This window comes from Pseudomonas sp. CFBP 8771, from assembly GCF_014841695.1.
Lineage (GTDB): Bacteria > Pseudomonadota > Gammaproteobacteria > Pseudomonadales > Pseudomonadaceae > Aquipseudomonas > Aquipseudomonas baltica.
The window spans coordinates 132,349-155,524 of sequence record NZ_JACYUJ010000004.1; the positions used below are offsets into that span (position 1 = coordinate 132,349).

Genomic DNA, 23,176 nt, shown 5'->3' on the forward strand with positions numbered 1-23,176 from the left:
TGCAAAAAGATGTGCGTGCCTCGCCCCCAAATCCCGCCCAATAAAAAACCCCTGAATCTTTCAATTCAGGGGTTTCTCGGTATTAGTGGTGCCCAGAGACGGAATCGAACCGCCGACACGGGGATTTTCAATCCCCTGCTCTACCGACTGAGCTATCTGGGCAACGGGGCGCATTAAACTGGTTTTTCGACGGGTCGTCAAGCGTGATGTCGAAAAAAATTTTAATCATTACCGTCGCTTACGATTTTGCTGGGTTATTCGGCGGGTGGTACGTAGCCGTCGGCCTTGGCGTATTCCTCGCCGGACAGGTACTTGTCCATTTCGCCCTGGAGGAATTTGCGGTCTTCGGCGTTCATCATGTTCAGGCGGCGCTCGTTGATCAGCAGCGTCTGGTGTTTCTGCCAGTCGCCCCAGGCTTGCTGGGAGACGTGGTTGTAGATGTCTTCGCCCTTGGCGCCGGGGTAGGGAGGGCGTTCCAGGCCAGGCAGTTCTTCTTTGTACTTACGGCACAGTACGGTGCGGGTCATTACAGATCTCCTGCGTTCAAGGCGTCGGCTGCGTGTTGCAGCAGCTTCTTCACCGGGGCTGCGAGGCCCAGGCGCGGCGGTGTGGCGAGGTTATACCAGAGCCAGTCGGCCTCGGCCACGTGGTGGGCGGTCTGTTCGACCTGCACCAGCCAGGGGTCGATGGCCAGCTGGAAGTGGCTGAAAGTGTGGGTCAGGGCTGGCAATTGACGGCGTGCGAGCATGTGCAGTGCGTGCTGGTCGGCAAGGTGATCGAGGTCGCTCAGGTCATCGAGCTGCGGAAGGCTCCACAGGCCGCCCCACAGGCCTGTCGAGGGCCTTCGGTAGAGCAGGATGGCGCCGTCGCGGTTGGCGAGCAGGGGCATCAGTGTTGCGCGTTGCGGGATGGTCTTGCGCGGCTTGGGTATCGGGTAGCGGATTTCCAGGCCGAGCATGTGCGCTTCACAGCTCTTTTCCAGCGGGCACAGCAGGCAGCTGGGCTTGCTGCGGGTGCACAGCGTGGCGCCCAGGTCCATCATTGCCTGGGTGTAGTGGTTCACACGGGTCTGCGGAGTCAGGCGCTCGGCGGTGGCCCACAGCGCCTTGGCCACCTTGGGCTCGCCTGGGTAGCCTTCCTGCGCGGTGTAGCGGGCGAGCACGCGCTTGACGTTGCCGTCGAGGATCGGCGCGCGCAGGCCCATGCTGATGCTGGCGATAGCCCCGGCCGTGGACAGGCCGATACCGGGCAGCTCGACCAGCTTCTCGACGTTGCGGGGAAACTCGCCGCCGTGCTCGCTCATCACGATTTTCGCGGTTTTCTGCAGGTTGCGCGCGCGGGTGTAATAGCCCAGCCCGGTCCACAGGTGCAGCACTTCGTCTTCCGGCGCCTCGGCCAGCGCCTGCACCGTGGGCAGCGCGGCCATGAAGCGGTCGAAGTAGTTCAGTACCGTGCTGACCTGGGTCTGCTGCAGCATGATTTCCGACACCCATACCCGGTAAGGGTTGATGCCCTGCTGCCAGGGCAGATCATGCCGGCCATTGCGGTCGTACCATTCCAGCACGGCGCTGGAAAACTGCTCGGGGCTCATCGGTTGAACAGACCTCGCAATGCGTCTTTGAGTTTTGGATCGACCTTGTCGCCCAGTTTTTCTTCGAGCTTCTCGTCGATCTTGTCGCGAATACGGTCGCCGGCCAGCTTGGCGGCGACCTGGCCCAAGCCGTCACGGTCGATGCGGCAGGCCTTGGCGCCCATCTCCAGCGGGCCGCGGCAGCGCAGCGGCAGCTCGACGCCGACGAAGCGCTCGCCCACCTGGCAGGCCGGGTCGGCGCTGGTGCCTTGTTCGCCGTCGACCACCACACCAATGCGGTAGTCCATGCCCAGCACGCGCAGATCGACGTCGCCGTTGCCCTTCACGGTCAGGCCGGGGATGCGCACGAGCAGGTCCTGGTTGCTGGCCACACCGTTACGGAACACCAGGCTGCCCTTGAGCTCCTTGAACGGCGTGTCCTTGCCGCGCGGTTCGCCGTTGAGCGTTTTGCGGTTGAGCACGGAGATGCCGCGGCAGATCTGCTGCTCGAGGTTGGCGTTGACCAGCACGCCGTCGTTGAGGACGAAGCTGGCGGTACCGTTGAGCGATTCGACCAGGGCCTTCTGGCTGTTGCCTGAACCGCTGAGGTTGCTGTTGAGGTTCAACAGGCCGCGCAGCGGTGGGTTGGCGTTCTGCGTCTTGATGAAGTTTTCCACCGGCACCTTGTCGATGCGTGTCTGCAACGCCAGCAGCGGCATGTCCGGGCGCACGTCGAGCGTGCCCTGGGTGTTGAAGCTGCCGTTGTAGAGGCCGCCGGCCAGGGTCTGCAGGGTCAGCATGCCGCCCTGGCCCTGCGCCTTGAGGGTGGCGTTGTGCACAGGCAGGCCCTTCAGGGTCAGTTGGCCAATGGTCAGGTCGGCCTGCACGTCCAGGGCGCGCAGACGCTCCACGGGCAGCAGGCGGTCATCGCTCCAGGCGCCGCGGGTCGGGGGCTCCGGCAGCGGTGATTCGCCCGAGGCGACTGCGGCCGCTTCGCTGTTCTGCACTTCGGCCTGGCGCGCCGCGCTGGCATTGGTGGCCTTTTCGGTCTTGGCCGGCAGGTAGCGATCGGCGTTGAAGGTGTCGCCCTTGAGCTGCAGGCGCAGGGCCTGGCGGGCAAAATCGTCCACGGCGATGCGGCCGGTGAAGGTGCTGTCGTCCAGTTTCAGCGTCAGGTCTTCCAGACCAAGGCTGTCGCGGGTGCCCTGCAGGCGGCTGACCAGCTCGAACTTACCGAGGCTGCCCGGTGCCATCGCCGGCAGCGGTTGGCCGATGCCGTCGAAGAACGCGCGCAGGTCGAACTCGGCAATCGACAGGCCGCCGGTGAGCTGAGGGTCGCTGTCCAGATTGCGCACGCGCAGTTCGCCCAGCGCGCGCAGCTGATTGGCGGCCAGCTTGAGGCCGGTCCATTCGGCGACGTTGGCGGACTGGTCGAGCAGCAACTGCCCCTGCGCGCTGAAGGTCACGGTCTTGCCCTGCAGCGGGTCGCCCGAGGCTTCACCGCTCAGGCGCATGTCTTCGAGCTGGTAGCGCTTGAGCACGCGATCGAAGCGAAGCTCGCCGGCAAGCTCGGTGCGGGCCCGCACGACCGGCTGGTTGGTGCCCAGGAAAGCGGTCAGTTTCAGCGGAATGTCCGCGCCTTCATGGACGGCGCCGGTGCTCAGCTGGATGCTTTCGGCGGTGTACATGCGGCCTGTGCGCACGTCGTTGTACTGCACGCGGGCGTTGTTCACGGTCAGGCTGTCGATGTCGAGCTTGACCGGGCGCGAGGGCGCCTGCGGTTTGCCCGGCTCGGTGACTGCCGGTGCATTCGGGTCGGTGGCGTCGGCCGTGGTGACGGGCAGCGGCTTGCCGATGTCTTCCCAGTTGCCGTGGCCGTTGGCATCACGTTCCAGGGACAGGTTCAGGCCTTCGACCCGTACGTCGCTCATCTGCACTTCCTTGCGCAGCAGCGGCAGCACGCGCACGGACAGCCCGAGCATCTGCAGGTCGGCGAAGGGTGCCTTGGGGTTGGCGAGGGTGGCCACGCTGGCGTCGTGCAGTTCCAGGCCCAGCCATGGGAACAGGCTCCAGCCGATGTCCCCGTTGAGGGTCAGCTCGACGTGAGCCTTGTCCCGTGCCAGTTGGCGAATCTCGTCCTTGTAGTCGTTGGGGTCGAACAGGTGGGTGAGGGCGAAGCCCAGGGCCACCAGAATCAACAACAGACCGAGAATGCACAGGCCGAGGATTTTGCCGAACGCTTTCATGGGCGAGTCCTTTAGTCCGAATTTTGGAAGTTAGCGGGAGAGTATAACGTTGTGCGACTGGCGATGTGGGCGGTCCGTCGGTGCCATTTCATTGGGCACCGACGGTCGCTTCGTGAAGGTCGCCCAAGCGCTTTGGGCCGTGGGTTTCACCGCTCCATCGGGCGACTGCCGAGCCATTCAGGGGGATTTTGCCAACCACCTGGCAGTTCATCGCGATAAAGGGATAGCAGTTTGCTTCCATTGGTTACATCTAGTGGTAATCTCCGCCCCTTCAACTGTCCGCTGCGACTTTATGTCGCGATTTGCCAAGTGCTGCCGATAAAACAATCGATCGCCAACGCGCGTGAAGAATGTGGGCGCATTTGTGTGCAGACAGCTGAACTACAAAAATCAACGGGGGTTACAAAATGAGCAGTAGTCTTTCGGGCGGCGGCGTGGGTGCCCAGCCAGGATTCCTGTCCAAGGAGCGGATCATCGCCAAGCCTGGCTTCAACCGCTGGCTGGTTCCACCAGCTGCGTTGGCCATTCACTTGTGCATCGGCATGGCGTACGGTTTTTCGGTGTTCTGGCTGCCATTGTCCAAGGCGATCGGTATCACCGCGCCAGTGGCGTGCGCGCCCGACATGAGCTTCTTCAGCCAGGTGTTTTCATCGTCCTGTGATTGGTCGGTGTCGATGCTGAGCTGGATCTACACACTGTTCTTCATCTTCCTGGGTTGCTCGGCGGCCATCTGGGGTGGCTGGCTGGAGCACGCCGGGCCGCGCAAGGCCGGGGTGGTTTCGGCACTGTGCTGGTGCGGTGGTCTGGTCATTTCCGCGTTGGGTATCTACACCCACCAGATCTGGCTGATGTGGCTGGGCTCGGGCGTGATCGGCGGTATCGGCCTGGGGCTGGGCTACATTTCCCCGGTATCGACCCTGATCAAATGGTTCCCGGACAAGCGCGGCATGGCTACCGGCATGGCGATCATGGGCTTCGGTGGCGGCGCCATGGTGGGCGCACCGCTGGCAGCGGTCCTGATGGGCCATTTCGCCTCGCCTACCAGCGTCGGCGTGTGGCAGAGCTTCCTGGTGATGGCGGCGATCTACTTCGTCTTCATGATCGGCGGCGCATTGTCCTACCGCGTGCCGCCTACCGGTTGGAAGCCTGAAGGCTACGTCGCTCCGGCGAAGAAGGCCAAGGGCATGATCACCAACCGCCACGTGCACGTGAACGTGGCCTGGAAGACGCCTCAGTTCGCCCTGGTGTGGCTGGTACTGTGCCTCAACGTTTCCGCAGGTATCGGCATCCTCGGCATGGCTTCGCCGCTGCTGCAGGAAGTGTTCGGCGGCAAGCTGCTGGGCGTGGACCTGGCGTTCAACCAGCTGGACTCGGCGCAACTGGCGCAGATCGCTGCCATCGCGGCGGGCTTCACCGGCTTGCTCAGCCTGTTCAACATCGGTGGACGCTTCTTCTGGGCTTCGTTCTCCGACTACATCGGCCGCAAGGTGACCTACTTCGTGTTCTTCGCCCTGGGCGTGGCACTGTACGCCTCGGTACCGACCCTGGGTCATTCGGGCAGCATCGCGCTGTTCGTGGCAGCCTTCTGCATCGTGCTGTCGATGTACGGCGGCGGCTTCGCCACGGTTCCGGCCTACCTGGCCGACCTGTTCGGCACGCAGATGGTCGGCGCCATCCACGGTCGCCTGTTGACCGCCTGGGCCGTGGCCGGTGTGCTGGGTCCGGTGCTGGTGACCAACCTGCGTGACTACCAACTGGCGCAGGGCGTTCCGCGCGCGGCCGTGTACGACACCACGTTGTACATCCTCTCCGGTTTGCTGGTGCTGGGTTTCATCTGCAACGCGCTGGTGCGTCCGGTGGCCGACAAGTACTTCATGACCGATGCCGAGCTCAAGGCCGAGCAGGCGCTGGGCCATGACAAAGGTGCAGACGGCACGACCGTGCTGGAGTGGAAGGCCAATCCGGCTTCCAAGCCGCTGGCCATCGCTGCCTGGCTGGCCGTGGGCATTCCGTTGGCGTGGGGTGTGTGGGTGACCCTGCAGAAGACGGCGGTGCTGTTTCATTGATGTAGATGCTTGAATCGGCGGTGGCCCGTTCGCGGCCACTGACCGCTCCTACGACATCCCGTAGGAGCGGTCATCGGCCGCGAAAAGGCCACCGCAGATCATCCTTTCCCCCCTCTTCTGTTCCCGTTTCCCGCCTGCGTGCCTATAATGATCACCTTTTTCGCCCAACGATTTTGCGGAGCTGGTGATGGCCGAACGTATCGCGTTCGTCGAGCGCAACACTCTGGAAACCCAGATCAAAGCCTCGATCAACCTGGATGGCACCGGAAAGGCCCGATTCGATATCGGCGTTCCTTTTCTTGAGCACATGCTTGACCAGATCGCCCGGCACGGGCTGATCGACCTGGACATCGAGTGCAAGGGCGACCTGCACATCGACGACCACCACACCGTGGAGGACGTCGGCATCACCTTGGGCCAGGCATTCGCCAAGGCCATCGGCGACAAGAAAGGCATCTTTCGCTACGGCCACGCCTACGTCCCGCTGGACGAAGCGCTGTCGCGCGTGGTCATCGACTTCTCCGGCCGCCCCGGCCTGCAGATGCACGTGCCCTACACCCGCGCCACCGTCGGCGGCTTCGATGTGGATCTGTTCCAGGAGTTCTTCCAGGGCTTCGTCAACCACGCCAACGTCTCCCTGCACATCGACAACCTGCGTGGGCACAACACCCATCACCAGATCGAAACCGTGTTCAAGGCTTTCGGCCGCGCGCTGCGCATGGCCGTTGCGGTCGACGAACGCATGGCCGGGCAGATGCCGTCGACCAAGGGCGTGCTCTGATGCAGACCGTCGCGGTAATCGACTACGGCATGGGCAACCTGCATTCGGTGGCCAAGGCTCTGGAGCATGTCGGTGCCGGCAAGGTGCTGATCACCAGTGACGCCAATGTCATTCGTGAAGCCGACCGCGTGGTCTTTCCCGGTGTGGGTGCCATTCGCGACTGCATGGCTGAAATCCGTCGCTTGGGCTTCGATGTGCTGGTGCGCGAAGTCAGTCAGGACCGGCCCTTCCTGGGTATCTGCGTCGGCATGCAGGCGTTGATGGAGCACAGCGAAGAGAACGCCGGCGTCGACTGCATCGGCGTGTTTCCCGGCAAGGTGCGCTTTTTCGGCAAGGACCTGCACGAAGGTGGCGAGCACCTGAAGGTCCCGCACATGGGCTGGAACGAAGTGCAGCAGGCGGTGGATCACCCGCTGTGGCACGACATTCCGGACCTGGCGCGTTTCTACTTCGTGCACAGCTATTACATCGAGGCCGGCAAGCCGGGCCAGGTGGTGGGGCGCGGCCATTACGGTCGCGACTTCGCCGCGGCACTGGCCGAGGGGTCACGCTTCGCCGTGCAATTCCACCCCGAGAAGAGCCATACCCATGGCCTGCAGCTGCTGCAGAATTTCGCAGCCTGGGATGGACGCTGGTAATGGGCAAGGCCAGCAAGCCGCCCATTCTTACCCTGACGCCGGAGCAGGAGAGCGAAGCGGCCGAGAAGATCAAGCGGTTCATGCGTGACCGCTTCGATCTCGATCTGGGTTCGTTCGAGGCCCTCGAGGTGCTCGAGCTGTTCACCCGCGAAATGGCTCCACACTATTACAACAGGGCGATTTTCGATGTGCAGGCGCACCTCAGCGAGAGGTTCGAAAGCATCGAGAGCGACCTGTGGGCGCTCGAGAAGAACTGACTTCCGAGCATCGCCGTTCACCGACTTCGAAGGTTTTTGCAGATGCTGATTATCCCCGCTATCGATCTTAAAGACGGTGCCTGCGTGCGCCTGCGCCAGGGCCGCATGGAAGATTCCACGGTGTTTTCGGACGATCCGGTGAGCATGGCCGCCAAGTGGGTCGAGGGCGGCTGCCGTCGCCTGCACCTGGTCGACCTCAACGGTGCCTTCGAAGGCCAGCCGGTGAACGGCGATGTGGTCACCGCCATTGCCAAGCGCTACCCGCACCTGCCGATCCAGATCGGCGGCGGCATCCGCTCGCTGGAAACCATCGAGCACTACGTCAAGGCCGGCGTGAGCTACGTGATCATCGGCACCAAGGCGGTCAAGCAGCCCGAGTTCGTCGCCGAGGCCTGCCGTGCATTCCCCGGCAAGGTCATCGTCGGCCTGGACGCCAAGGATGGCTTCGTCGCCACCGACGGCTGGGCCGAAGTAAGCACGGTGCAGGTCATCGACCTGGCCAAGCGGTTCGAGGCCGATGGCGTGTCGGCGATCGTCTACACCGACATCGCCAAGGACGGCATGATGCAGGGCTGCAACGTGCCCTTCACGGCTGCTCTGGCGGCTGCGACCAAGATCCCGGTGATCGCCTCCGGCGGTATCCACAACCTGGGCGACATCCGTGCCCTGCTGGATGCCAAGGCGCCGGGCATCATCGGCGCCATCACTGGCCGCGCCATCTACGAAGGCACCCTGGACGTCGCCGAGGCCCAGGCATTCTGCGATTCGTACAGCGCGTAACGCCGGACGCAGCTCGCGCCACGGCTCCCTGTAGCAGCGGCGCAAGCCGCGTCCGCCTGCACCTCGGTCCAACTTTAGCGGAGAACCCCCATGGCCCTGGCCAAACGCATCATCCCCTGCCTGGACGTGGACAACGGCCGAGTGGTCAAGGGCGTCAAGTTCGAGAACATCCGCGACGCCGGCGACCCGGTCGAGATCGCCCGGCGCTACGACGAGCAGGGCGCCGACGAGATCACCTTCCTCGACATCACCGCCAGTGTCGATGGCCGTGACACCACCCTGCACACCGTCGAGCGCATGGCCAGCCAGGTGTTCATCCCCCTGACCGTGGGCGGCGGCGTACGCACGGTGGCGGATATCCGCAACCTGCTCAATGCCGGTGCGGACAAGGTTTCGATCAACACGGCTGCGGTGTTCAACCCGGAGTTCGTCGGTGAGGCGGCTTCGCGCTTCGGCTCGCAGTGCATCGTGGTGGCCATCGATGCGAAGAAGGTCTCGGGGCCCGGCGAAGAGCCGCGCTGGGAGATCTTCACCCACGGTGGGCGCAAGCCTACCGGCCTGGACGCCGTGCAATGGGCGCAGAAGATGGAAGGCCTGGGCGCGGGTGAAATCCTGCTGACCAGCATGGACCAGGACGGCATGAAGAACGGCTTCGACCTGGGCGTGACCCGCGCCATCAGCGACGCGTTGGGCATTCCGGTGATCGCTTCCGGCGGGGTGGGCAACCTGCAGCACCTGGCCGATGGCGTGATCCAGGGTGGCGCGAGCGCGGTGCTGGCCGCCAGTATCTTCCACTTCGGCGAGTACACCGTGCCTGAAGCCAAGGCGTTCATGGCGAAGCAAGGCATCGTGGTCCGCTGACCCTGTAGCAGCGGCGCAAGCCGCGTCAGGCGTCACCGCGTTGCGCCAGGTTCACCGCACGCACCGCCGACGCGGCTCGCGCCGCTGCTACAAGGAATCTGTCGTTGCGGTAACCGCGTCCGGCATCCCGGTAATGACGATCGCCGTTTCGGCAACCGCGTCCGGCGTCCGAGTAATGACGATCGCCGTTGCGGTAACCGCGTCCGGCGTCCGGGTAATGACGATCGCCTTCACGGCAACCGCGTCCGGCGTCCGGGTAATGATGGTCACCGTTTCGGCAACCGCGTTCGGCATCACCGCGACCCTGTAGCAGCGGCGCGAGCCGCGTCGGCGGGCAGCGCGGTGGGACGGCTGATCGCGTCGGCGTTTGACGCGGCTTGCGCCGCTGCTACAGGGGTAAGGAGTTTGTATGTACCACGGCGAACGAATGAACGCCTGGACCCATTTGGCTGGGGCTGTGCTGGCGGCGGTCGGTGCTGTCTGGCTGCTGCTGGTGGCAGCGTTTCAAGGTGATCCCTGGAAGATCGTCAGCGTGTGCATCTATGGCAGCACGCTGATCCTGCTCTACAGCGTTTCCACGATCTACCACAGCGTGCGCGGGCGCGGCAAAGCGCTCATGCAGAAGCTCGATCACCTGTCGATCTACCTGCTGATCGCCGGCAGCTACACGCCGTTCTGTCTGGTCACCCTGCGCGGGCCTTGGGGCTGGAGCCTGTTCGGTGTGGTCTGGGGGCTGGCGGTGCTGGGCATGTTGCAGGAGATCAAGCCACGCTCCGAGGCCCGCGTGCTGTCCATCGTGATCTACGCGGTGATGGGCTGGATCGTGCTGGTCGCGATCGAGCCGTTGCTGCGCCTGCTGGGCCCCGCCGGATTCGCCTGGCTGGCCGCGGGCGGCGCGCTGTACACCGTGGGCATCATCTTCTTTGCACTGGACAAGCGCCTGCGCCATGCCCACGGGATCTGGCACCTGTTCGTGATCGCGGGCAGCGTGCTGCACTTCATCGCGATCTTTTTCTACGTCATCTGAACCCTAGAAATCACCCCATAGCTGCTGCGCCACCGCCAGGGCGACCACCGGCGCGGTTTCGGTGCGCAATACGCGCGGGCCGAGGCGGGCTGCGTGAAAGCCGCCAGCCTTGGCCTGCTCCACTTCGGCATCGCTCAAACCGCCTTCAGGGCCGATCAGGAACGCCAGGCTGGCAGGTTTTGCATGGCTGAGCAGCGGCTCTGCAACGGGATGCAGCACCAACTTGAGTTCGGCGTGGCTGGCGGCGACCCAATCGGCCAGCGCCTGCGGCGCATGAATGACCGGCACGCTGGAACGGCCGCACTGCTCGCACGCGCTGACCGCCACCTGGCGCCAGTGGGCCATGCGCTTGTCGGCGCGCTCGTCCTTGAGGCGCACCTCGCAGCGCTCGCTCACCAGGGGGGTGATTTCACTCACGCCCAGTTCGGTAGCTTTCTGGATCGCCCAGTCCATCCGTTCGCCACGGGACAGGCCCTGACCCAGATGGATGGCCAGCGGCGAATCGGGCTGGCCGGCAAACTGTTCGTCGAGGGTGACGCTGACGCGTTTCTTGCCCACTTCCAGCAAGGTGCCGAGGTATTCCTGACCGCTGCCGTCGAACAGCTGCACCTTGTCGCCGGCGGCCATGCGCAGCACGCGGCCGATGTAGTGGGCCTGGGCTTCGGGAAGTTCGTGTTCGCCCAGGGCGAGCGGGGCGTCGATGAAAAAGCGGGACAGTCGCATGGGGGTGTCTCTGGTGATTTTTTGGTGTTTATTCGGGCCTCTTCGCGGCCACTGGCCGCTCCTACGGTTGCAGGGTGTGCCCTTGTAGGAGCGGTCAGTGGCCGCGAAAGCACTGGTACAGGCGACGTCCTACTCAACCCGGATCGCGAAACCCTGGGTGAAAATCTTCGGCGACCTGCACGCTCACGCTGCTGCGCGTGGCGATATCGATCCCCTCGCTGGCCACCTCGGCCAGGAAGTCGATCTGCTCGGGCGTGATCACATAGGGCGGCAGGAAATACACCACACTGCCCAGCGGCCGCAGCAACGCGCCACGTTCGAGTGCATGGTTGAATACTTTCAATCCGCGCCGCTCCTGCCAGGGGTAGGCGGTCTTGCTGGCCTTGTCCTGGACCATTTCGATGGCCAGGACCATGCCGGTCTGGCGCACTTCGGCCACGTGGGCATGATCGACGAGGTGCGCCGTGGCGCTGGCCATGCGCTCGGCCAGGGCGCGGTTGTTCTCGATGACGTTTTCCTGCTCGAAGATGTCCAGTGTCGCCAGCGCCGCGGCACAGGCCAGCGGATTGCCGGTGTAGCTGTGCGAATGCAGGAAAGCGCGCAGGGTCGGGTAGTCGTCGTAGAAAGCGCTGTAGACGTCATCGGTGGTCACACAGGCGGCCAGCGGCAGGTAGCCCCCGGTCAGCGCCTTGGACAGGCACAGGAAATCCGGACGGATGCCGGCCTGTTCGCAGGCGAACATCGTTCCGGTACGGCCAAAGCCCACCGCGATTTCGTCGTGGATCAGGTGCACGCCGTAGCGGTCGCACGCCTCGCGCAACAGCTTGAGGTACACCGGGTGATACATGCGCATGCCGCCAGCGCCCTGGATCAACGGTTCGATGATCACCGCAGCAATACTTTCATGGTGCTCGGCCAGGGTGTGTTCCATGGCCTGGAACAGCGTGCGCGAATGCGCCTCCCAACTCACCCCTTCGGGCCGCAGGTAGCAGTCCGGGCTCGGCACTTTCAGCGTGTCGAGCAGGAGCGGCTTGTAGGTTTCGGTGAACAGCGGCACGTCACCAACCGACATCGCCGCAATGGTTTCGCCGTGATAGCTGTTGGTCAGCGTGACGAAGCGCTGCTTGTTCGGCTGGCCTCGGTTGACCCAGTAATGAAAGCTCATCTTCAGCGCGACTTCGATGCACGACGAGCCGTTGTCGGCGTAGAAGCAGCGGGTCAGCCCCTCGGGCGTCATCTTGACCAGCCGCTCGGACAGCTCGATCACCGGCTGATGGCTGAAGCCGGCCAGGATCACGTGTTCCAGCTGGTCGACCTGATCCTTGATGCGCTGATTGATGCGCGGGTTGGCGTGCCCGAACACATTGACCCACCAGGAGCTGACCGCGTCCAGGTAACGCTTGCCCTCGAAGTCTTCAAGCCATACGCCTTCACCGCGCTTGATCGGGATCAGCGGCAGCCGCTCGTGGTCTTTCATCTGGGTACAGGGATGCCACAAGACCTCGAGGTCGCGCTTCATCCACTGATCGTTGAGTCCCATCTTTTTCTCCCGCGGCAACACGCTTGGCAAACAGTCGCGCAAGCCTATGCAATGAGGCCTCGGCTCACAACCCAAACATGCTCGATGGCGGCGCTGGCGGGCAGTATGGCGCTGGCGTATGCTGCGCGGCACTTTGCCATTGCCGGGGCATGATCCGGCCATATCGCTTGCTCTGCCGGAGTTCTCTGCATGTCTGCTGGTTGGTTGCGCGCTTGGGCGCTGATAGTGGTGGGGCTGTTCAGCGCGCAGGCGTTGGGCAATGACAAGGCACAGACGGCGATCGTCGTCGGCGGCGGTCTGGCGGGGCTCACAGCCGCCTACGAGCTGCAGGCAAAGGGCTGGCAGGTGACCTTGCTCGAGGCGCGCCCCAGCCTTGGCGGCCGCTCGGGCCTGGCCACCAGCGAGTGGATCGGCGGCAGCAAGATCCAACCGGTGCTCAACGGCTATGTGAACACCTTCAAGCTGGCCACCCAGCCGGCGCCGGAATTCGTCCGCAACCCCGGCTACCTGATCGACGGCGAATACTTCACCGCCGCCGATCTGGCCACCAAGCAGCCGGCCACTGCCGAGGCGCTCAAGCGCTACGAGAAAACCCTGGATGACCTGGCCCGCTCGGTCAAGGACCCGGAAAACCCCGGCGCGACCAGCACCTTGTTCGCTCTGGACCAGATCAACGTGTCCAACTGGCTGGACCGCCTGCAACTGCCCGCCACGGCACGGCAGCTTATCAATCAGAAAATTCGTACGCGCTATGACGAACCATCGCGTCTGTCGCTGCTGTATTTCGCCCAGCAAAGCCGCGTTTACCAAGACATCGACGATCGCGATCTGCGCGCTTCACGCTTGATTGGCGGCAGCCCCGTGCTGGCGCAGGCCTTCGTCAAACAGATCAAGACCATCAAGACCGATTCGCCGGTCTCGGCCATCAGTCAGGACAAGGACGGCGTGACCGTCAAGGTCGGCGCGGTGGGTTACCAGGCCAGTTACGTGGTGCTGGCCATCCCCTTGCGTGCGCTGGGCAAGATTGCCTTCACCCCGGCGCTGGACAATCGTCAGTTGGCCGCGATCAAAGGCACCAACTACGGTTGGCGCGACCAGTTGCTGCTCAAGTTCAAGACGCCGGTGTGGGACAGCAAGGCGCGCATGTCCGGCGAGATCTACAGCAACACCGGTCTGGGCATGTTGTGGATCGAGCCGGCCTTGAAGGGCGGCGCCAACGTGGTGATCAACCTGTCCGGTGACAACGCTCGCCTGCTGCAGGCCTTCGGCGACAAGCAGATGGTCGACCAGGTGTTGATCCGCCTGCACGCGTTCTATCCTCAGGCACGCGGTGCCTTCACCGGCTATGAAATCCGTCGCTACAGTGTCGATCCTTCCTACGGTGGTGCTTACCTGGCCTACGGGCCGGGACAGATCAGCAAGTTCTGGAAGGTCTGGGAAAAGCCGCAGCAGCGCATCGCTTTCGCCGGTGAGCATACCGATTCGCTGTACCCAGGCACGCTGGAAGGTGCCCTGCGCAGTGGCCAGCACGCCGCTGGCCAGGTTGTGGACCTGGCAGCGGGTAAATCCTTCGAGCCGGTCAAAGTGGTTCCGCCAGTGGCCGTGCCGGCGAAGGCCGTGGACAGCAAGCCTGGGTTCTTCTCCAAATGGTTTGGCGGGGGCGAGACGCCGGTGGCCAAGCCGGTCGAGCCAGCACCTGCGCCTGCGCCTGCACCAATACCTGCGCCAGCACCAACGCCCGCCCCGGTACCTGTGGTGGTGCCCGCGCCAGCGCCGGTCAACGCCGAGCCTGTGAAAAAGGCCGCACCGGTGAAAAAGGTCGACACCAAGAAACCGGAGACGAAGAAAGCCGAGGTGAAGAAGCCTGTGGCCAAGAAACCGGTCGAAACCAAGAAACCGGTCGAACCGAAAAACAAGGCAGAAGCGAAAAAGCCTGCGGTACAGCCGTAGGTTTCACACCCTCGCCGTCGCCTTTCCCACAGGGCGGCGGCGAGCCTTCAACGTGCTATTGCTGCACCCTGGTCACTGACATCACTGCGCTTAATACTGACTTAATCGACTTTATCGATATTTCAAAGCGAGATTTTCCGCTTTAATTCGATAGGTGAGTCAGTCATCTTGAGCGCAGTTCTTACAGGGTCCAGGCACATGCAGCTACGTAATTCCACTTCTCGCTATGGCTGGGTCAGCATCGTTCTGCACTGGGGCGTCGCGCTGACCGTGTTCGGGCTTTTCGCCCTGGGGCTGTGGATGGTTGGCCTGGGCTATTACGACCCATGGCGCAAGGCCGGCCCCGATCTGCACAAGAGCATCGGTCTGGTACTGTTCTTCTTCATGTTGCTGCGCGTGGTCTGGCGCTTCATCAGCCCGCCGCCGCCCGCTACGCCCAATCAAGGCAAGCTCACCCGCACTGCGGCTCATCTGGGCCACCTGTTTCTCTATGTGGACCTGTTCCTGGTGATGAGCGCCGGTTACCTGATCTCGACGGCCGACGGCGTGGGGATTCCCGTGTTCGGACTGTTCGAGATTCCGGCATTGGTCAGTGGGTTGCCCGATCAGGCGGAAACCGCCGGTACCGTGCATTTCTACCTGGCCTGGGTATTGGTGATATTCGCCGTATTGCATGGCCTGGCCGCATTGAAACACCACTTCATCGATCGTGATGCAACCCTCATCCGTATGCTGGGTCGCAAAGCTTGACCGCTGTACCTATCAATTTTCCAGAGGAATGCTTTCTATGCTGAAAAAGACTCTTGCCGCACTCGCCATTGGCTCTGCCTTGTTCACCGCAGGCCAGGCCATGGCCGCCGACTACAAGATCGACAAGGAAGGCCAGCACGCTTTCGTCGACTTCAAGATCAGCCACCTGGGCTACAGCTTCATCACCGGTACCTTCAAGGACTTCGATGGCTCGTTCAGCTTCGATGCAGCCAAGCCTGAAGACTCGAAGATCGACGTGACCTTGAAGACTGCCAGCGTGTTCACCAACCACGCCGAACGCGACAAGCACATCAGCAGCAAGGACTTCCTGGACGTCGCCGCGTTTCCCGAGGCTACCTTCAAGTCCACCAGCGTCAAGCCGACCGGCAAAAGCGCCGATGGCAAGACCACTGCCGACGTGACTGGCGATCTGACCCTGCACGGCGTGACCAAGCCAGTCGTGATCAAGGCCACCTTCCTGGGTGAAGGCAAGGATCCATGGGGCGGCTACCGTGCCGGTTTCGAAGGCACCACGTCGATCAACCGCAAGGACTTCGCGCCCAAGTCGATGGACCTGGGTCCACAGTCGGACACCGTCGAGCTGTACTTCACGTTTGAAGGCGTGAAAGCGAAGTAAGTTANCGTGCTGAAACCTTCGCGGCAGAGCCCGCTCCCACAGGGCGGCGGGCCTGCCTACCTCATGCTCAGCCTTCGCGGTTACGCGTCAGCAGCGCAGGCTTTTCACCCCGTGGCCGGCTTGGCAATTGCTCCAGCTGCTCGACAGTCGGGAAACGATCGATCTTCGATTCCTTGTGCACGATCACCGGTTGGCTCGGGTTGCGCGAGTCAGCTACCACCGGTTCCTGGCGTGGTTGCTCGTCACGCGCCGGGCGGCGGTTGCGCGGATTGCTTTCGCGACGGGGCTGGCCGTCACGCGCGCCACCCCCGTTGCTGCGCGGGCCACGCTTGGCACCAGCGTTGTCACCGGTGCCAGCCGGACGCGCGGCACCGCCGCTGCGCGGCGCGCTACCGGCAGGACGACCCTGGCGAGGCGCGGCTGCAGGCGCGGCAGCACCGGCCGGAGCCGAAGCGCCCGGACGACGACCGCGGCCCTGGTTCTTGCCCTGATAGGGGCTGACGTAATCCGCACGGTTGCCGAAATTGTCCACTTCGTCATCGAGGAATTCGTCCGGCGCACGGTTGGCGGAAACAGTCGATTCTACGGCCGGGCGCGCAGCTTGGGGCTGGCGTGGCTTCTGGTCACGGGGTTGGCGTTCAGAACGCGCCCCGGCGGGCTTTTCCTTGCCTTTGTCCTTCCCTTTGTCCTTGCGTCCACCACCGGCATTGCTGCTGCCGTCGCCGCGTGGCGCGCGAGCGCCGCGGGCATTGTTGGCCTGAGGGCGTTCACGCACCTCGGGTTTTTCCGCTTCCACGGTGCTGGCATCGAACCCCATCAGATCACCGTCCGGGATCTTCTGCTTGGTCATGCGCTCGATGCTCTTGAGCAGCTTCTCTTCGTCCGGCGCGACCAGCGAGATCGCTTCGCCACTGCGACCGGCACGGCCAGTACGGCCAATGCGGTGCACGTAGTCTTCGTCGACGTTGGGCAGCTCGAAGTTGACCACGTGGGGCAACTGGTCGATGTCCAGGCCACGGGCAGCGATGTCGGTGGCAACCATGATGCGTACGGCGCCGGCCTTGAAGTCGGCCAGGGCCTTGGTGCGTGCGTTCTGGCTCTTGTTGCCGTGGATGGCCACGGCGCTCAGGCCATGCTTCTCCAGGTACTCGGCCAGGCGGTTGGCGCCGTGCTTGGTACGGGTGAACACCAGCACCTGCTCCCATGCGCCCTGAGTGATCAGGTGCGCCAGCAGCGAGCGCTTGTGGCTCGAGGCCAGGCGATAGACGCGCTGCTCGATGCGCTCGACCGTGGTATTGGGCGGCGTGACTTCGATGCGCTCGGGGTTGTGCAGCAGCTTGCCGGCGAGGTCGGTGATGTCCTTGGAGAACGTCGCCGAGAACAGCAGGTTCTGACGCTTGGACGGCAGGCGCGAGAGCACTTTCTTGACGTCGTGCACGAAGCCCATGTCGAGCATGCGGTCGGCTTCGTCGAGCACGAGGATTTCAACGTGGGACAGATCGACACTGCCCTGGCCACACAGGTCGAGCAGACGACCGGGGCAGGCCACCAGCACGTCGACACCGCGGGACATGGCCTGAACCTGCGGGTTCATGCCGACACCGCCGAAGATACAGGCGCTGACGAATTTCAGGTCGCGAGCGTACGTCTTGAAGCTGTCGTGAACCTGGGCGGCGAGCTCGCGCGTCGGGGTCAGGACCAGCACGCGCGGTTGGCGCGGGCCATGACGTTGGGATTTGTCCGGGTGACCACCTGGGAACAGCCGTTCCAGAATCGGAAGGGCGAAACCGCCGGTCTTACCTGTACCTGTCTGAGCGGCAACCATCAGGTCGCGGCCTTGCAACACGGCGGGAATGGCCCGCTGTTGCACCGGTGTGGGCTGGGTGTAGCCCGCTGCCTCGATGGCGCGGACTAGAGCCTCGGAGAGACCGAGGGAAGCAAAGGACATGAGTAATCCTGTTCTAGTAGGGGCTTATGCCCGAGGGATAATCTTGCCTGGCGCGACGGGTGTGTGATGACACTGTCGCGTCCGGTCCTGCTGGGGTTGCAAAGGGGGCTTCACGAAGCGGTGCGCGGGCGCAAGCCCAGCTGGCAGGTGCTTCGAGAGGCCTTGGCAAGGCCGAGCGGCCGGACGTAAGCCTGGCACAAGGGCCGAGTATAACAGAGCAATCACATTGCGCTGCTTTCACGCTGCCCAGCGGTGCTCGCGGGCGGTTGCCGCAGTATCTGCGGCGCAGCGGAAGGTAGCGTTTTACCACTCATTGGCGCGTCGGCATAGCGTGCCAGCAACTGCGCGTAGGCCGGCTCCTGTTTGAACCGGCGCAGTTCCGCGGCGAAGCGCTGCACCAGCAGGTCCATCCCGGCGCCGCGGCGTACCGCCAGAAACTGCGGATTGCTGCCGATCTCCATGGGCAGCCGACTGACCCGCTGCTCCATGCCCAGACGCTTGACGGTGTATTCGCCCACCCGGCGGTCGGTGATCAGCAGGTCGATGCGTGCCTTGGCCAGCTTGCCGAAGTTGGCTTCCTGGCTGGGTCCGCTCTCGCGGATCACGCCAGGCGCCTGGGCGAACTCGTCACCGTAGTCGTACCCCGCCGTTATGCCCACGGTCAGCCCCTTGAGGTCGGCCATGCTCTGCACGGGGTGAGGGCGATCGTTGGCCTGGTAGAACACCCATTCCACCTCCGACAGCGGCTCCCTGGGATAGAACAGGCTGGCATCGCGCTCGTTGGTCTGGAAAATATCGAGGATGCCGTCGGCCTGGCCTTGATCGAGCATGGCCAGGCAGCGTTTCCACGGCAGGAATTGCCACTGCACTTGAATGCCCAGGCGCTCGAAGATCAGCGCGGTGATGTCGTAGTCGATTCCCTGCGCCTTACCGTTTTCCTCGAAGGCGTAGGGCGCCCATGAATCGGTGACGATGCGCAGCGTTTCGCCGTGGGCCTGCAGGCACCAGCAAAGGAGAAGCGCAGAGGGCAACGAGCGGAGGATGGCAACCATGGGCCGGAGATTACGACGGCTGGCTCCGCTTGAAAAGGTCTGCGCCGGGCTTTCAGGACTTTTGCCGGCTCGTCAGGTGCTGATAGATGGAGCTGCGGCGGCGGCCCAGCAGTAAACGAACGCCGGGATGCCCCAGCCACTGTTCCAGTTGCCGCGGCTGCAGCGGCGTGCGCATGCGCCGCTCGACGTTGTCCTGAGCCTTTTCCCACCAGACGGGCGCGCAGGCCTGATCGAACTCGTTGGCATGGGGATAGCAGCCATACAGCACTTCGCGCACGAACTGCCGCTGATGACCGGGCAGCAGCAGGGTCACGGCCTTGAACAGCAGGCGTTGCGCAGCGGGCGGACGCGGCAACTGGGCGGTGACCTGCCGGGTATCGTCCAGCGCAGCAGGATCGAGCGGCACGTTTTGGTGCTTGCGCAGCCACGCCATGACCTTGGCCCGGAACAGCTGCTTGCGGCTCCAGTAGTGGTGGATCAGGTCGGGGCATTCACGCAGGGCGTAGTGCCGGTAGGCGGCGATGCCCAGGCAGAACTCCTCCAGGATGTAGGCACCCTGGGCCCGCGGGTACAGGTCGTCCATCAGCTCGATCGAGCGCTCGAGCAGGCAGGCATCGTCGGCATGCAGGCCGATCACCCCGGAGTTGATCAGGGGCATCTGGTCATCGGCCAGGCCGCGCGCCTGCAGTTCTTCGCTCAATGCGCTGTACAGCACGCTTTCCCGGCAGTCGCCATAGCGGATACCGATCGCGTTGCACAGCAGGCTCCCCGGCGCGATGCGCTCGAACAGCGCCAGCGGCGATTGATGGAAGAAGGTATCGGTGTCGATCAGCAGAGCGACTTCGGATTCGCGCAGCACTTCGAGCAGCGCCATGTGCTTGATGCGGAAGTGGTAACCGTGCGGTTGCATCCACGCCTTGCGGGTGGCCGCGTCGAAATTGCGCACGCGTACCGGCAGGTCGCCGTAGGGCGCGGGGTCGTCGGTGAACACCTGGATATCGATGCGGTGACCGGGCGTTTCACGTAGACGCGCCAGGGCGCTGCAGATGCTGAAGATGGCTTCCCGGTGATAGGTGTCGGCACCGAACACGAGGTAGACCAGTTGCGGGCGAGAAGAGCGGGTTTGAGTGACCATGGACCTGATTCTGATGCTGATGAACGACGAAAAAAGGCCCCGGCAATGTGCCGAGGCCCTGTGGCCGCCTGAGAAGACTCAGCTGCTGAGTTTCAGATTGTTCCATACGGCCAGGCTGGGTTCTGCCTGGTTAAGGGTATAGAAGTGCAGGCCCGGTGCGCCGCCCTGCAACAAACGCTCACACATCTGCGTGATCACTTGCTCGCCGAACGCCTGGATGCTTTTCACGTCATCGCCGTAGGCTTCCAGCTGCTTGCGCACCCAGCGCGGGATTTCTGCGCCGCAGGCGTCGGAGAAACGCGCCAGCTTGCTGTAGTTGGTGATCGGCATGATGCCGGGCACGATCGGAATGTTCACGCCCAGCTTCTGCACACGCTCGACGAAGTAGAAGTAGCTGTCGGCGTTGAAGAAGTACTGAGTGATTGCGCTGCTGGCGCCGGCGTTGGCCTTGCGCGCGAAGTTGACCAGGTCATCTTCGAAATTGCGCGCCTGCGGATGCATCTCCGGGTAGGCCGCCACTTCGATGTGGAAGTGGTCGCCGGTTTCGGCGCGAATGAACTCGACCAGGTCGTTGGCATGGCGCAGTTCGCCGCTGGACATGCCCATGCCCGAAGGCAGGTCGCCGCGCAGGGCAACGATGCGCTTGATGCCGGCCGCTTTGTACTGATCGAGCAGGCCACGCAGGTCCTGCTTGCTGTCGCCCACACACGACAGGTGCGGAGCGGCGGGAACATTGACTTCGTTTTCCAGCTGCAGAACGGTGTTCAGCGTACGGTCGCGGGTCGAACCGCCAGCGCCGTAGGTGCAGGAAAAGAAATCGGGTTTGTAGGCAGCCAACTGGCGGGCAACGCCCATCAGCTTTTCATGCCCGGCATCGGTCTTGGTCGGAAAGAACTCGAAGCTTAAGGGACGATCTTGAGACATGGCAGTTTCTCGGTAAACCCATCGAGCGGGCCAGGGTTGGCTGGCCCGCCGTATCAACGGTGCAGAAGCTTAGTAGCGATAGGCTTCTGGCTTGAACGGACCTTCGACGGTGACGCCGATGTAGTCGGCCTGCTGCTGGGTCAGCTGGGTGACCACGCCGCCGAAGCCGCGGACCATTTCCAGGGCCACTTCCTCGTCGAGTTTCTTCGGTAGCACTTCGACGGTCAGGCGCGCAGCCTTGCCGTTGGCGTCCAGGTCGGCGTATTTCTGCTCGAACAGGAAGATCTGCGCCAGCACCTGGTTGGCGAACGAGCCGTCCATGATGCGGCTTGGGTGACCAGTGGCATTGCCCAGGTTAACCAGACGGCCTTCGGCCAGCAGGATCAGGTAGTCGTCGTTCTGCGCGTCGAAGCTGCCGGCACCGGTGCGGTGAATCTTGTGTACCTGCGGCTTCACCTCTTCCCATGCCCAGTTCTTGCGCATGAAAGCGGTGTCGATTTCGTTGTCGAAGTGGCCGATGTTGCAGACCACGGCACGCTTCTTCAGCGCCTTGAGCATGTTGGCATCGCAGACGTTGACGTTACCGGTGGTGGTGACGATCAGGTCGATCTTGCCCAGCAGTGCCTTGTCGATGCTCGCTTCGGTGCCGTCGTTGATGCCGTCGACGAATGGCGACACCAGCTCGTAGCCATCCATGCAGGCCTGCATGGCGCAGATCGGGTCGACTTCGGAAACCTTGACGATCATGCCTTCCTGACGCAGCGACTGGGCCGAGCCCTTGCCCACGTCACCATAGCCGATCACCAGCGCCTGCTTGCCCGACAGCAGGTGGTCGGTGCCGCGCTTGATGGCGTCGTTGAGGCTGTGACGGCAGCCGTACTTGTTGTCGTTCTTGCTCTTGGTCACCGAGTCGTTGACGTTGATGGCCGGGATCTTCAGTTCGCCCTTGGCCAGCATGTCCAGCAGGCGGTGTACGCCGGTGGTGGTTTCTTCGGTCACGCCGTGGACCTTGTCCAGCATGGCCGGGTATTTCTTGTGCAGGATTTCGGTCAGGTCGCCGCCGTCGTCCAGGATCATGTTGGCATCCCATGGCTGGCCGTCCTTGAGGATGGTCTGCTCGATGCACCACTCGTATTCTTCCTCGGTTTCACCTTTCCAGGCGAACACCGGGATACCGGCGGCAGCGATGGCTGCAGCGGCCTGATCCTGGGTGGAGAAGATGTTGCACGAGGACCAGCGCACTTCGGCACCCAGGGCGACCAGGGTCTCGATCAGCACGGCGGTCTGGATGGTCATGTGGATGCAACCCAGGATCTTCGCGCCCTGGAGCGGCAGCTGGCCGGCATATTTGCGGCGCAGGCCCATCAGCGCGGGCATTTCCGACTCGGCAATGATGGTTTCGCGACGGCCCCAGGCAGCCAGGGAGATGTCGGCGACTTTGAAATCGGAAAAACCAGCAGGCGTAAGTACAGCGCTCATTAAGAGCCTCCATTCGTAAGGTTCGAATGGGCGCCGTTGTGTGCGTTTGGCGTCCCCAGGCAAAGCCTGTAGGGACAACGCCCCATCCGAGCCTGACAGGTCGAACCTGCTGCAGCGCCCCTCGGACGGGTGGCGGGAACGGCCGGGAGTGAAAAAGGCCGTTGGGTGAATCGGTGGCGATTATATAGCGATGTGCCCAGCTGCCAAAGTATTTCTGACGATCAGCGCCGGATCGATAATGGTATTCATAGGCAAAGCTCAATGGAGCCGGGCGCCGCGGTCTGCCATGATTCGAGCCACTTAGGTGAAGAACAGAGGAGCCAGCATGAATTTTCATACGCGCAAATGGGTAAAACCCGAAGACCTCAACCCCAACGGCACCTTGTTCGGTGGCAGCCTGCTGCGCTGGATCGACGAGGAAGCGGCCATCTACGCCATCGTCCAGTTGGGCAATCAGCGCGTGGTGACCAAGTACATCTCCGAGATCAACTTCGTCAGCGCTTCGCGCCAGGGCGACATCATCGAGCTGGGCATCACCGCCACCGAATTCGGGCGTACCTCCATCACCCTGACCTGCGAAGTGCGCAACAAGATCACCCGCAAGAGCATCCTCACCGTGGACAAGCTGGTATTCGTCAACCTCGGCGAAGATGGCCTGCCAGCGCCTCACGGACGCAGCGAAATCCGCTACATCAAGGATCAGTTCGACACCGTCGGCTGAGCCCTTGCGGGTTACCGAAGGTCGGGGCCCAGGCCGCGTATTGCCTGGCTTCTGGCCGACCGGTGGCGTTGCTGGCAGCCCGGTATTTCTG

At 63.2% G+C, this 23,176-nt stretch carries 22 protein-coding genes, 1 tRNA gene and 1 riboswitch; of the genes, 11 read left to right on the plus strand and 12 right to left on the minus strand.

All coding sequences use genetic code 11. The features are described from left to right. Positions 1-86: 86 nt before the first annotated feature. The 4 genes from IFT80_RS10455 to IFT80_RS10470 all read right to left on the minus strand — a co-directional run bounded on the left by IFT80_RS10455 (position 87) and on the right by IFT80_RS10470 (position 3,816). Positions 87-162: transfer RNA gene (locus IFT80_RS10455), tRNA-Phe, on the minus strand. 92 nt (positions 163-254) lie between these two features. After that, entirely contained in the window at positions 255-527 is a 273-nt protein-coding gene (locus IFT80_RS10460) for an oxidative damage protection protein (RefSeq protein WP_043191657.1), read from the minus strand. After that, on the minus strand, positions 527-1,591 hold the full coding sequence (gene mutY / locus IFT80_RS10465) for an A/G-specific adenine glycosylase (protein ID WP_192137525.1): 1,065 nt from the start codon (positions 1,589-1,591) through the stop codon (positions 527-529). Before mutY ends, IFT80_RS10460 begins: the two co-directional genes overlap by 1 nt. After that, entirely contained in the window at positions 1,588-3,816 is a 2,229-nt protein-coding gene (locus tag IFT80_RS10470) for an AsmA family protein (protein ID WP_192137526.1), read from the minus strand. The genes mutY and IFT80_RS10470 overlap by 4 nt, the downstream gene beginning before the upstream one ends. A gap of 407 nt (positions 3,817-4,223) precedes the next feature. Between IFT80_RS10470 and IFT80_RS10475 the strand changes: the two genes are divergently transcribed. From IFT80_RS10475 to hisF, 6 genes are all read left to right on the plus strand, one after another. Continuing rightward, positions 4,224-5,882: an OFA family MFS transporter gene (locus tag IFT80_RS10475; RefSeq protein ID WP_122480567.1), complete on the plus strand. Its 1,659-nt coding sequence runs from the start codon at positions 4,224-4,226 to the stop codon at positions 5,880-5,882. Between the two features lie 187 nt (positions 5,883-6,069). Beyond that, entirely contained in the window at positions 6,070-6,663 is a 594-nt protein-coding gene (gene hisB / locus IFT80_RS10480; RefSeq protein ID WP_043191647.1) for an imidazoleglycerol-phosphate dehydratase HisB, read from the plus strand. Beyond that, positions 6,663-7,301, plus strand: coding sequence for an imidazole glycerol phosphate synthase subunit HisH (gene hisH, locus IFT80_RS10485; RefSeq protein ID WP_122480566.1), 639 nt, complete (start codon positions 6,663-6,665; stop codon positions 7,299-7,301). Before hisB ends, hisH begins: the two co-directional genes overlap by 1 nt. Then, positions 7,301-7,558 (plus strand): DUF2164 domain-containing protein, encoded by a 258-nt coding sequence (locus IFT80_RS10490; RefSeq protein WP_122480565.1) that lies wholly within the window; start codon positions 7,301-7,303, stop codon positions 7,556-7,558. Before hisH ends, IFT80_RS10490 begins: the two co-directional genes overlap by 1 nt. Positions 7,559-7,600: 42 nt before the next feature. After that, positions 7,601-8,338, plus strand: a complete 738-nt coding sequence (hisA, locus tag IFT80_RS10495; RefSeq protein ID WP_192102803.1) for a 1-(5-phosphoribosyl)-5-[(5-phosphoribosylamino)methylideneamino]imidazole-4-carboxamide isomerase — start codon at positions 7,601-7,603, stop codon at positions 8,336-8,338. 90 nt (positions 8,339-8,428) lie between these two features. After that, positions 8,429-9,199, plus strand: coding sequence for an imidazole glycerol phosphate synthase subunit HisF (gene hisF / locus IFT80_RS10500; RefSeq protein WP_043191638.1), 771 nt, complete (start codon positions 8,429-8,431; stop codon positions 9,197-9,199). 87 nt (positions 9,200-9,286) lie between these two features. Here the strand turns inward: hisF and IFT80_RS10505 are convergent, their stop codons facing one another. Further along, complete coding sequence (locus tag IFT80_RS10505; protein WP_192137527.1) at positions 9,287-9,493, minus strand: hypothetical protein; 207 nt, start codon at positions 9,491-9,493, stop codon at positions 9,287-9,289. A 115-nt stretch (positions 9,494-9,608) separates the two neighbouring features. Here IFT80_RS10505 and trhA point away from each other — a divergent pair, with 115 nt between their 5' ends. Next, positions 9,609-10,226, plus strand: coding sequence for a PAQR family membrane homeostasis protein TrhA (gene trhA, locus IFT80_RS10510; protein ID WP_192102805.1), 618 nt, complete (start codon positions 9,609-9,611; stop codon positions 10,224-10,226). Between the two features lie 3 nt (positions 10,227-10,229). On the opposite strand, the gene IFT80_RS10515 is transcribed toward trhA, so the two are convergent. Both IFT80_RS10515 and IFT80_RS10520 read right to left on the minus strand, forming a co-directional pair. After that, positions 10,230-10,949 carry a 16S rRNA (uracil(1498)-N(3))-methyltransferase gene (locus IFT80_RS10515; protein WP_185794879.1) on the minus strand — a complete coding sequence of 240 codons (720 nt, stop codon included), beginning with the start codon at positions 10,947-10,949 and terminating at the stop codon, positions 10,230-10,232. 133 nt (positions 10,950-11,082) lie between these two features. Beyond that, positions 11,083-12,489 (minus strand): adenosylmethionine--8-amino-7-oxononanoate transaminase, encoded by a 1,407-nt coding sequence (locus IFT80_RS10520; protein WP_192137528.1) that lies wholly within the window; start codon positions 12,487-12,489, stop codon positions 11,083-11,085. A gap of 189 nt (positions 12,490-12,678) precedes the next feature. Between IFT80_RS10520 and IFT80_RS10525 the strand changes: the two genes are divergently transcribed. From IFT80_RS10525 to IFT80_RS10535, 3 genes are all read left to right on the plus strand, one after another. Continuing rightward, positions 12,679-14,439 (plus strand): flavin monoamine oxidase family protein, encoded by a 1,761-nt coding sequence (locus IFT80_RS10525; protein WP_192137529.1) that lies wholly within the window; start codon positions 12,679-12,681, stop codon positions 14,437-14,439. A 198-nt stretch (positions 14,440-14,637) separates the two neighbouring features. After that, positions 14,638-15,189 (plus strand): cytochrome b, encoded by a 552-nt coding sequence (locus tag IFT80_RS10530; RefSeq protein WP_122480559.1) that lies wholly within the window; start codon positions 14,638-14,640, stop codon positions 15,187-15,189. Positions 15,190-15,226: 37 nt separating this feature from the next. Then, a complete protein-coding gene (locus IFT80_RS10535; protein ID WP_122480558.1) occupies positions 15,227-15,826 on the plus strand; it encodes a YceI family protein in 600 nt (199 codons plus the stop codon). Positions 15,827-15,893: 67 nt separating this feature from the next. Here the strand turns inward: IFT80_RS10535 and IFT80_RS10540 are convergent, their stop codons facing one another. The 5 genes from IFT80_RS10540 to ahcY all read right to left on the minus strand — a co-directional run bounded on the left by IFT80_RS10540 (position 15,894) and on the right by ahcY (position 22,364). Then, positions 15,894-17,774 carry a DEAD/DEAH box helicase gene (locus IFT80_RS10540; protein WP_192137530.1) on the minus strand — a complete coding sequence of 627 codons (1,881 nt, stop codon included), beginning with the start codon at positions 17,772-17,774 and terminating at the stop codon, positions 15,894-15,896. 221 nt (positions 17,775-17,995) lie between these two features. After that, positions 17,996-18,826 carry a substrate-binding periplasmic protein gene (locus IFT80_RS10545; protein WP_192058915.1) on the minus strand — a complete coding sequence of 277 codons (831 nt, stop codon included), beginning with the start codon at positions 18,824-18,826 and terminating at the stop codon, positions 17,996-17,998. A gap of 52 nt (positions 18,827-18,878) precedes the next feature. Beyond that, the gene (locus tag IFT80_RS10550) at positions 18,879-19,961 is read right to left on the minus strand and encodes a hypothetical protein (protein ID WP_192137531.1); all 1,083 of its coding nucleotides are present in this window, start codon (positions 19,959-19,961) and stop codon (positions 18,879-18,881) included. A gap of 78 nt (positions 19,962-20,039) precedes the next feature. Next, positions 20,040-20,885: a methylenetetrahydrofolate reductase [NAD(P)H] gene (gene metF, locus IFT80_RS10555; protein ID WP_122480554.1), complete on the minus strand. Its 846-nt coding sequence runs from the start codon at positions 20,883-20,885 to the stop codon at positions 20,040-20,042. Positions 20,886-20,954: 69 nt separating this feature from the next. Continuing rightward, positions 20,955-22,364, minus strand: coding sequence for an adenosylhomocysteinase (gene ahcY, locus IFT80_RS10560; RefSeq protein ID WP_192058916.1), 1,410 nt, complete (start codon positions 22,362-22,364; stop codon positions 20,955-20,957). A gap of 21 nt (positions 22,365-22,385) precedes the next feature. Continuing rightward, positions 22,386-22,493: riboswitch (S-adenosyl-L-homocysteine riboswitch) on the minus strand. Positions 22,494-22,689: 196 nt separating this feature from the next. Between ahcY and IFT80_RS10565 the strand changes: the two genes are divergently transcribed. Then, the gene (locus IFT80_RS10565; protein WP_122480552.1) at positions 22,690-23,085 is read left to right on the plus strand and encodes an acyl-CoA thioesterase; all 396 of its coding nucleotides are present in this window, start codon (positions 22,690-22,692) and stop codon (positions 23,083-23,085) included. Positions 23,086-23,176: the final 91 nt, after the last annotated feature.

What these genes read in the sequence shown, in the direction of transcription:
- IFT80_RS10460 (WP_043191657.1), bottom strand. Translation starts at nt 527, where the DNA reads ATGACCCGCACCGTACTGTGCCGTAAGTACAAAGAAGAACTGCCTGGC.
- mutY (WP_192137525.1), bottom strand. Translation starts at nt 1,591, where the DNA reads ATGAGCCCCGAGCAGTTTTCCAGCGCCGTGCTGGAATGGTACGACCGC.
- IFT80_RS10470 (WP_192137526.1), bottom strand. Translation starts at nt 3,816, where the DNA reads ATGAAAGCGTTCGGCAAAATCCTCGGCCTGTGCATTCTCGGTCTGTTG.
- IFT80_RS10475 (WP_122480567.1), top strand. Translation starts at nt 4,224, where the DNA reads ATGAGCAGTAGTCTTTCGGGCGGCGGCGTGGGTGCCCAGCCAGGATTC.
- hisB (WP_043191647.1), top strand. Translation starts at nt 6,070, where the DNA reads ATGGCCGAACGTATCGCGTTCGTCGAGCGCAACACTCTGGAAACCCAG.
- hisH (WP_122480566.1), top strand. Translation starts at nt 6,663, where the DNA reads ATGCAGACCGTCGCGGTAATCGACTACGGCATGGGCAACCTGCATTCG.
- IFT80_RS10490 (WP_122480565.1), top strand. Translation starts at nt 7,301, where the DNA reads ATGGGCAAGGCCAGCAAGCCGCCCATTCTTACCCTGACGCCGGAGCAG.
- hisA (WP_192102803.1), top strand. Translation starts at nt 7,601, where the DNA reads ATGCTGATTATCCCCGCTATCGATCTTAAAGACGGTGCCTGCGTGCGC.
- hisF (WP_043191638.1), top strand. Translation starts at nt 8,429, where the DNA reads ATGGCCCTGGCCAAACGCATCATCCCCTGCCTGGACGTGGACAACGGC.
- IFT80_RS10505 (WP_192137527.1), bottom strand. Translation starts at nt 9,493, where the DNA reads ATGCCGAACGCGGTTGCCGAAACGGTGACCATCATTACCCGGACGCCG.
- trhA (WP_192102805.1), top strand. Translation starts at nt 9,609, where the DNA reads ATGTACCACGGCGAACGAATGAACGCCTGGACCCATTTGGCTGGGGCT.
- IFT80_RS10515 (WP_185794879.1), bottom strand. Translation starts at nt 10,949, where the DNA reads ATGCGACTGTCCCGCTTTTTCATCGACGCCCCGCTCGCCCTGGGCGAA.
- IFT80_RS10520 (WP_192137528.1), bottom strand. Translation starts at nt 12,489, where the DNA reads ATGGGACTCAACGATCAGTGGATGAAGCGCGACCTCGAGGTCTTGTGG.
- IFT80_RS10525 (WP_192137529.1), top strand. Translation starts at nt 12,679, where the DNA reads ATGTCTGCTGGTTGGTTGCGCGCTTGGGCGCTGATAGTGGTGGGGCTG.
- IFT80_RS10530 (WP_122480559.1), top strand. Translation starts at nt 14,638, where the DNA reads ATGCAGCTACGTAATTCCACTTCTCGCTATGGCTGGGTCAGCATCGTT.
- IFT80_RS10535 (WP_122480558.1), top strand. Translation starts at nt 15,227, where the DNA reads ATGCTGAAAAAGACTCTTGCCGCACTCGCCATTGGCTCTGCCTTGTTC.
- IFT80_RS10540 (WP_192137530.1), bottom strand. Translation starts at nt 17,774, where the DNA reads ATGTCCTTTGCTTCCCTCGGTCTCTCCGAGGCTCTAGTCCGCGCCATC.
- IFT80_RS10545 (WP_192058915.1), bottom strand. Translation starts at nt 18,826, where the DNA reads ATGGTTGCCATCCTCCGCTCGTTGCCCTCTGCGCTTCTCCTTTGCTGG.
- IFT80_RS10550 (WP_192137531.1), bottom strand. Translation starts at nt 19,961, where the DNA reads ATGGTCACTCAAACCCGCTCTTCTCGCCCGCAACTGGTCTACCTCGTG.
- metF (WP_122480554.1), bottom strand. Translation starts at nt 20,885, where the DNA reads ATGTCTCAAGATCGTCCCTTAAGCTTCGAGTTCTTTCCGACCAAGACC.
- ahcY (WP_192058916.1), bottom strand. Translation starts at nt 22,364, where the DNA reads ATGAGCGCTGTACTTACGCCTGCTGGTTTTTCCGATTTCAAAGTCGCC.
- IFT80_RS10565 (WP_122480552.1), top strand. Translation starts at nt 22,690, where the DNA reads ATGAATTTTCATACGCGCAAATGGGTAAAACCCGAAGACCTCAACCCC.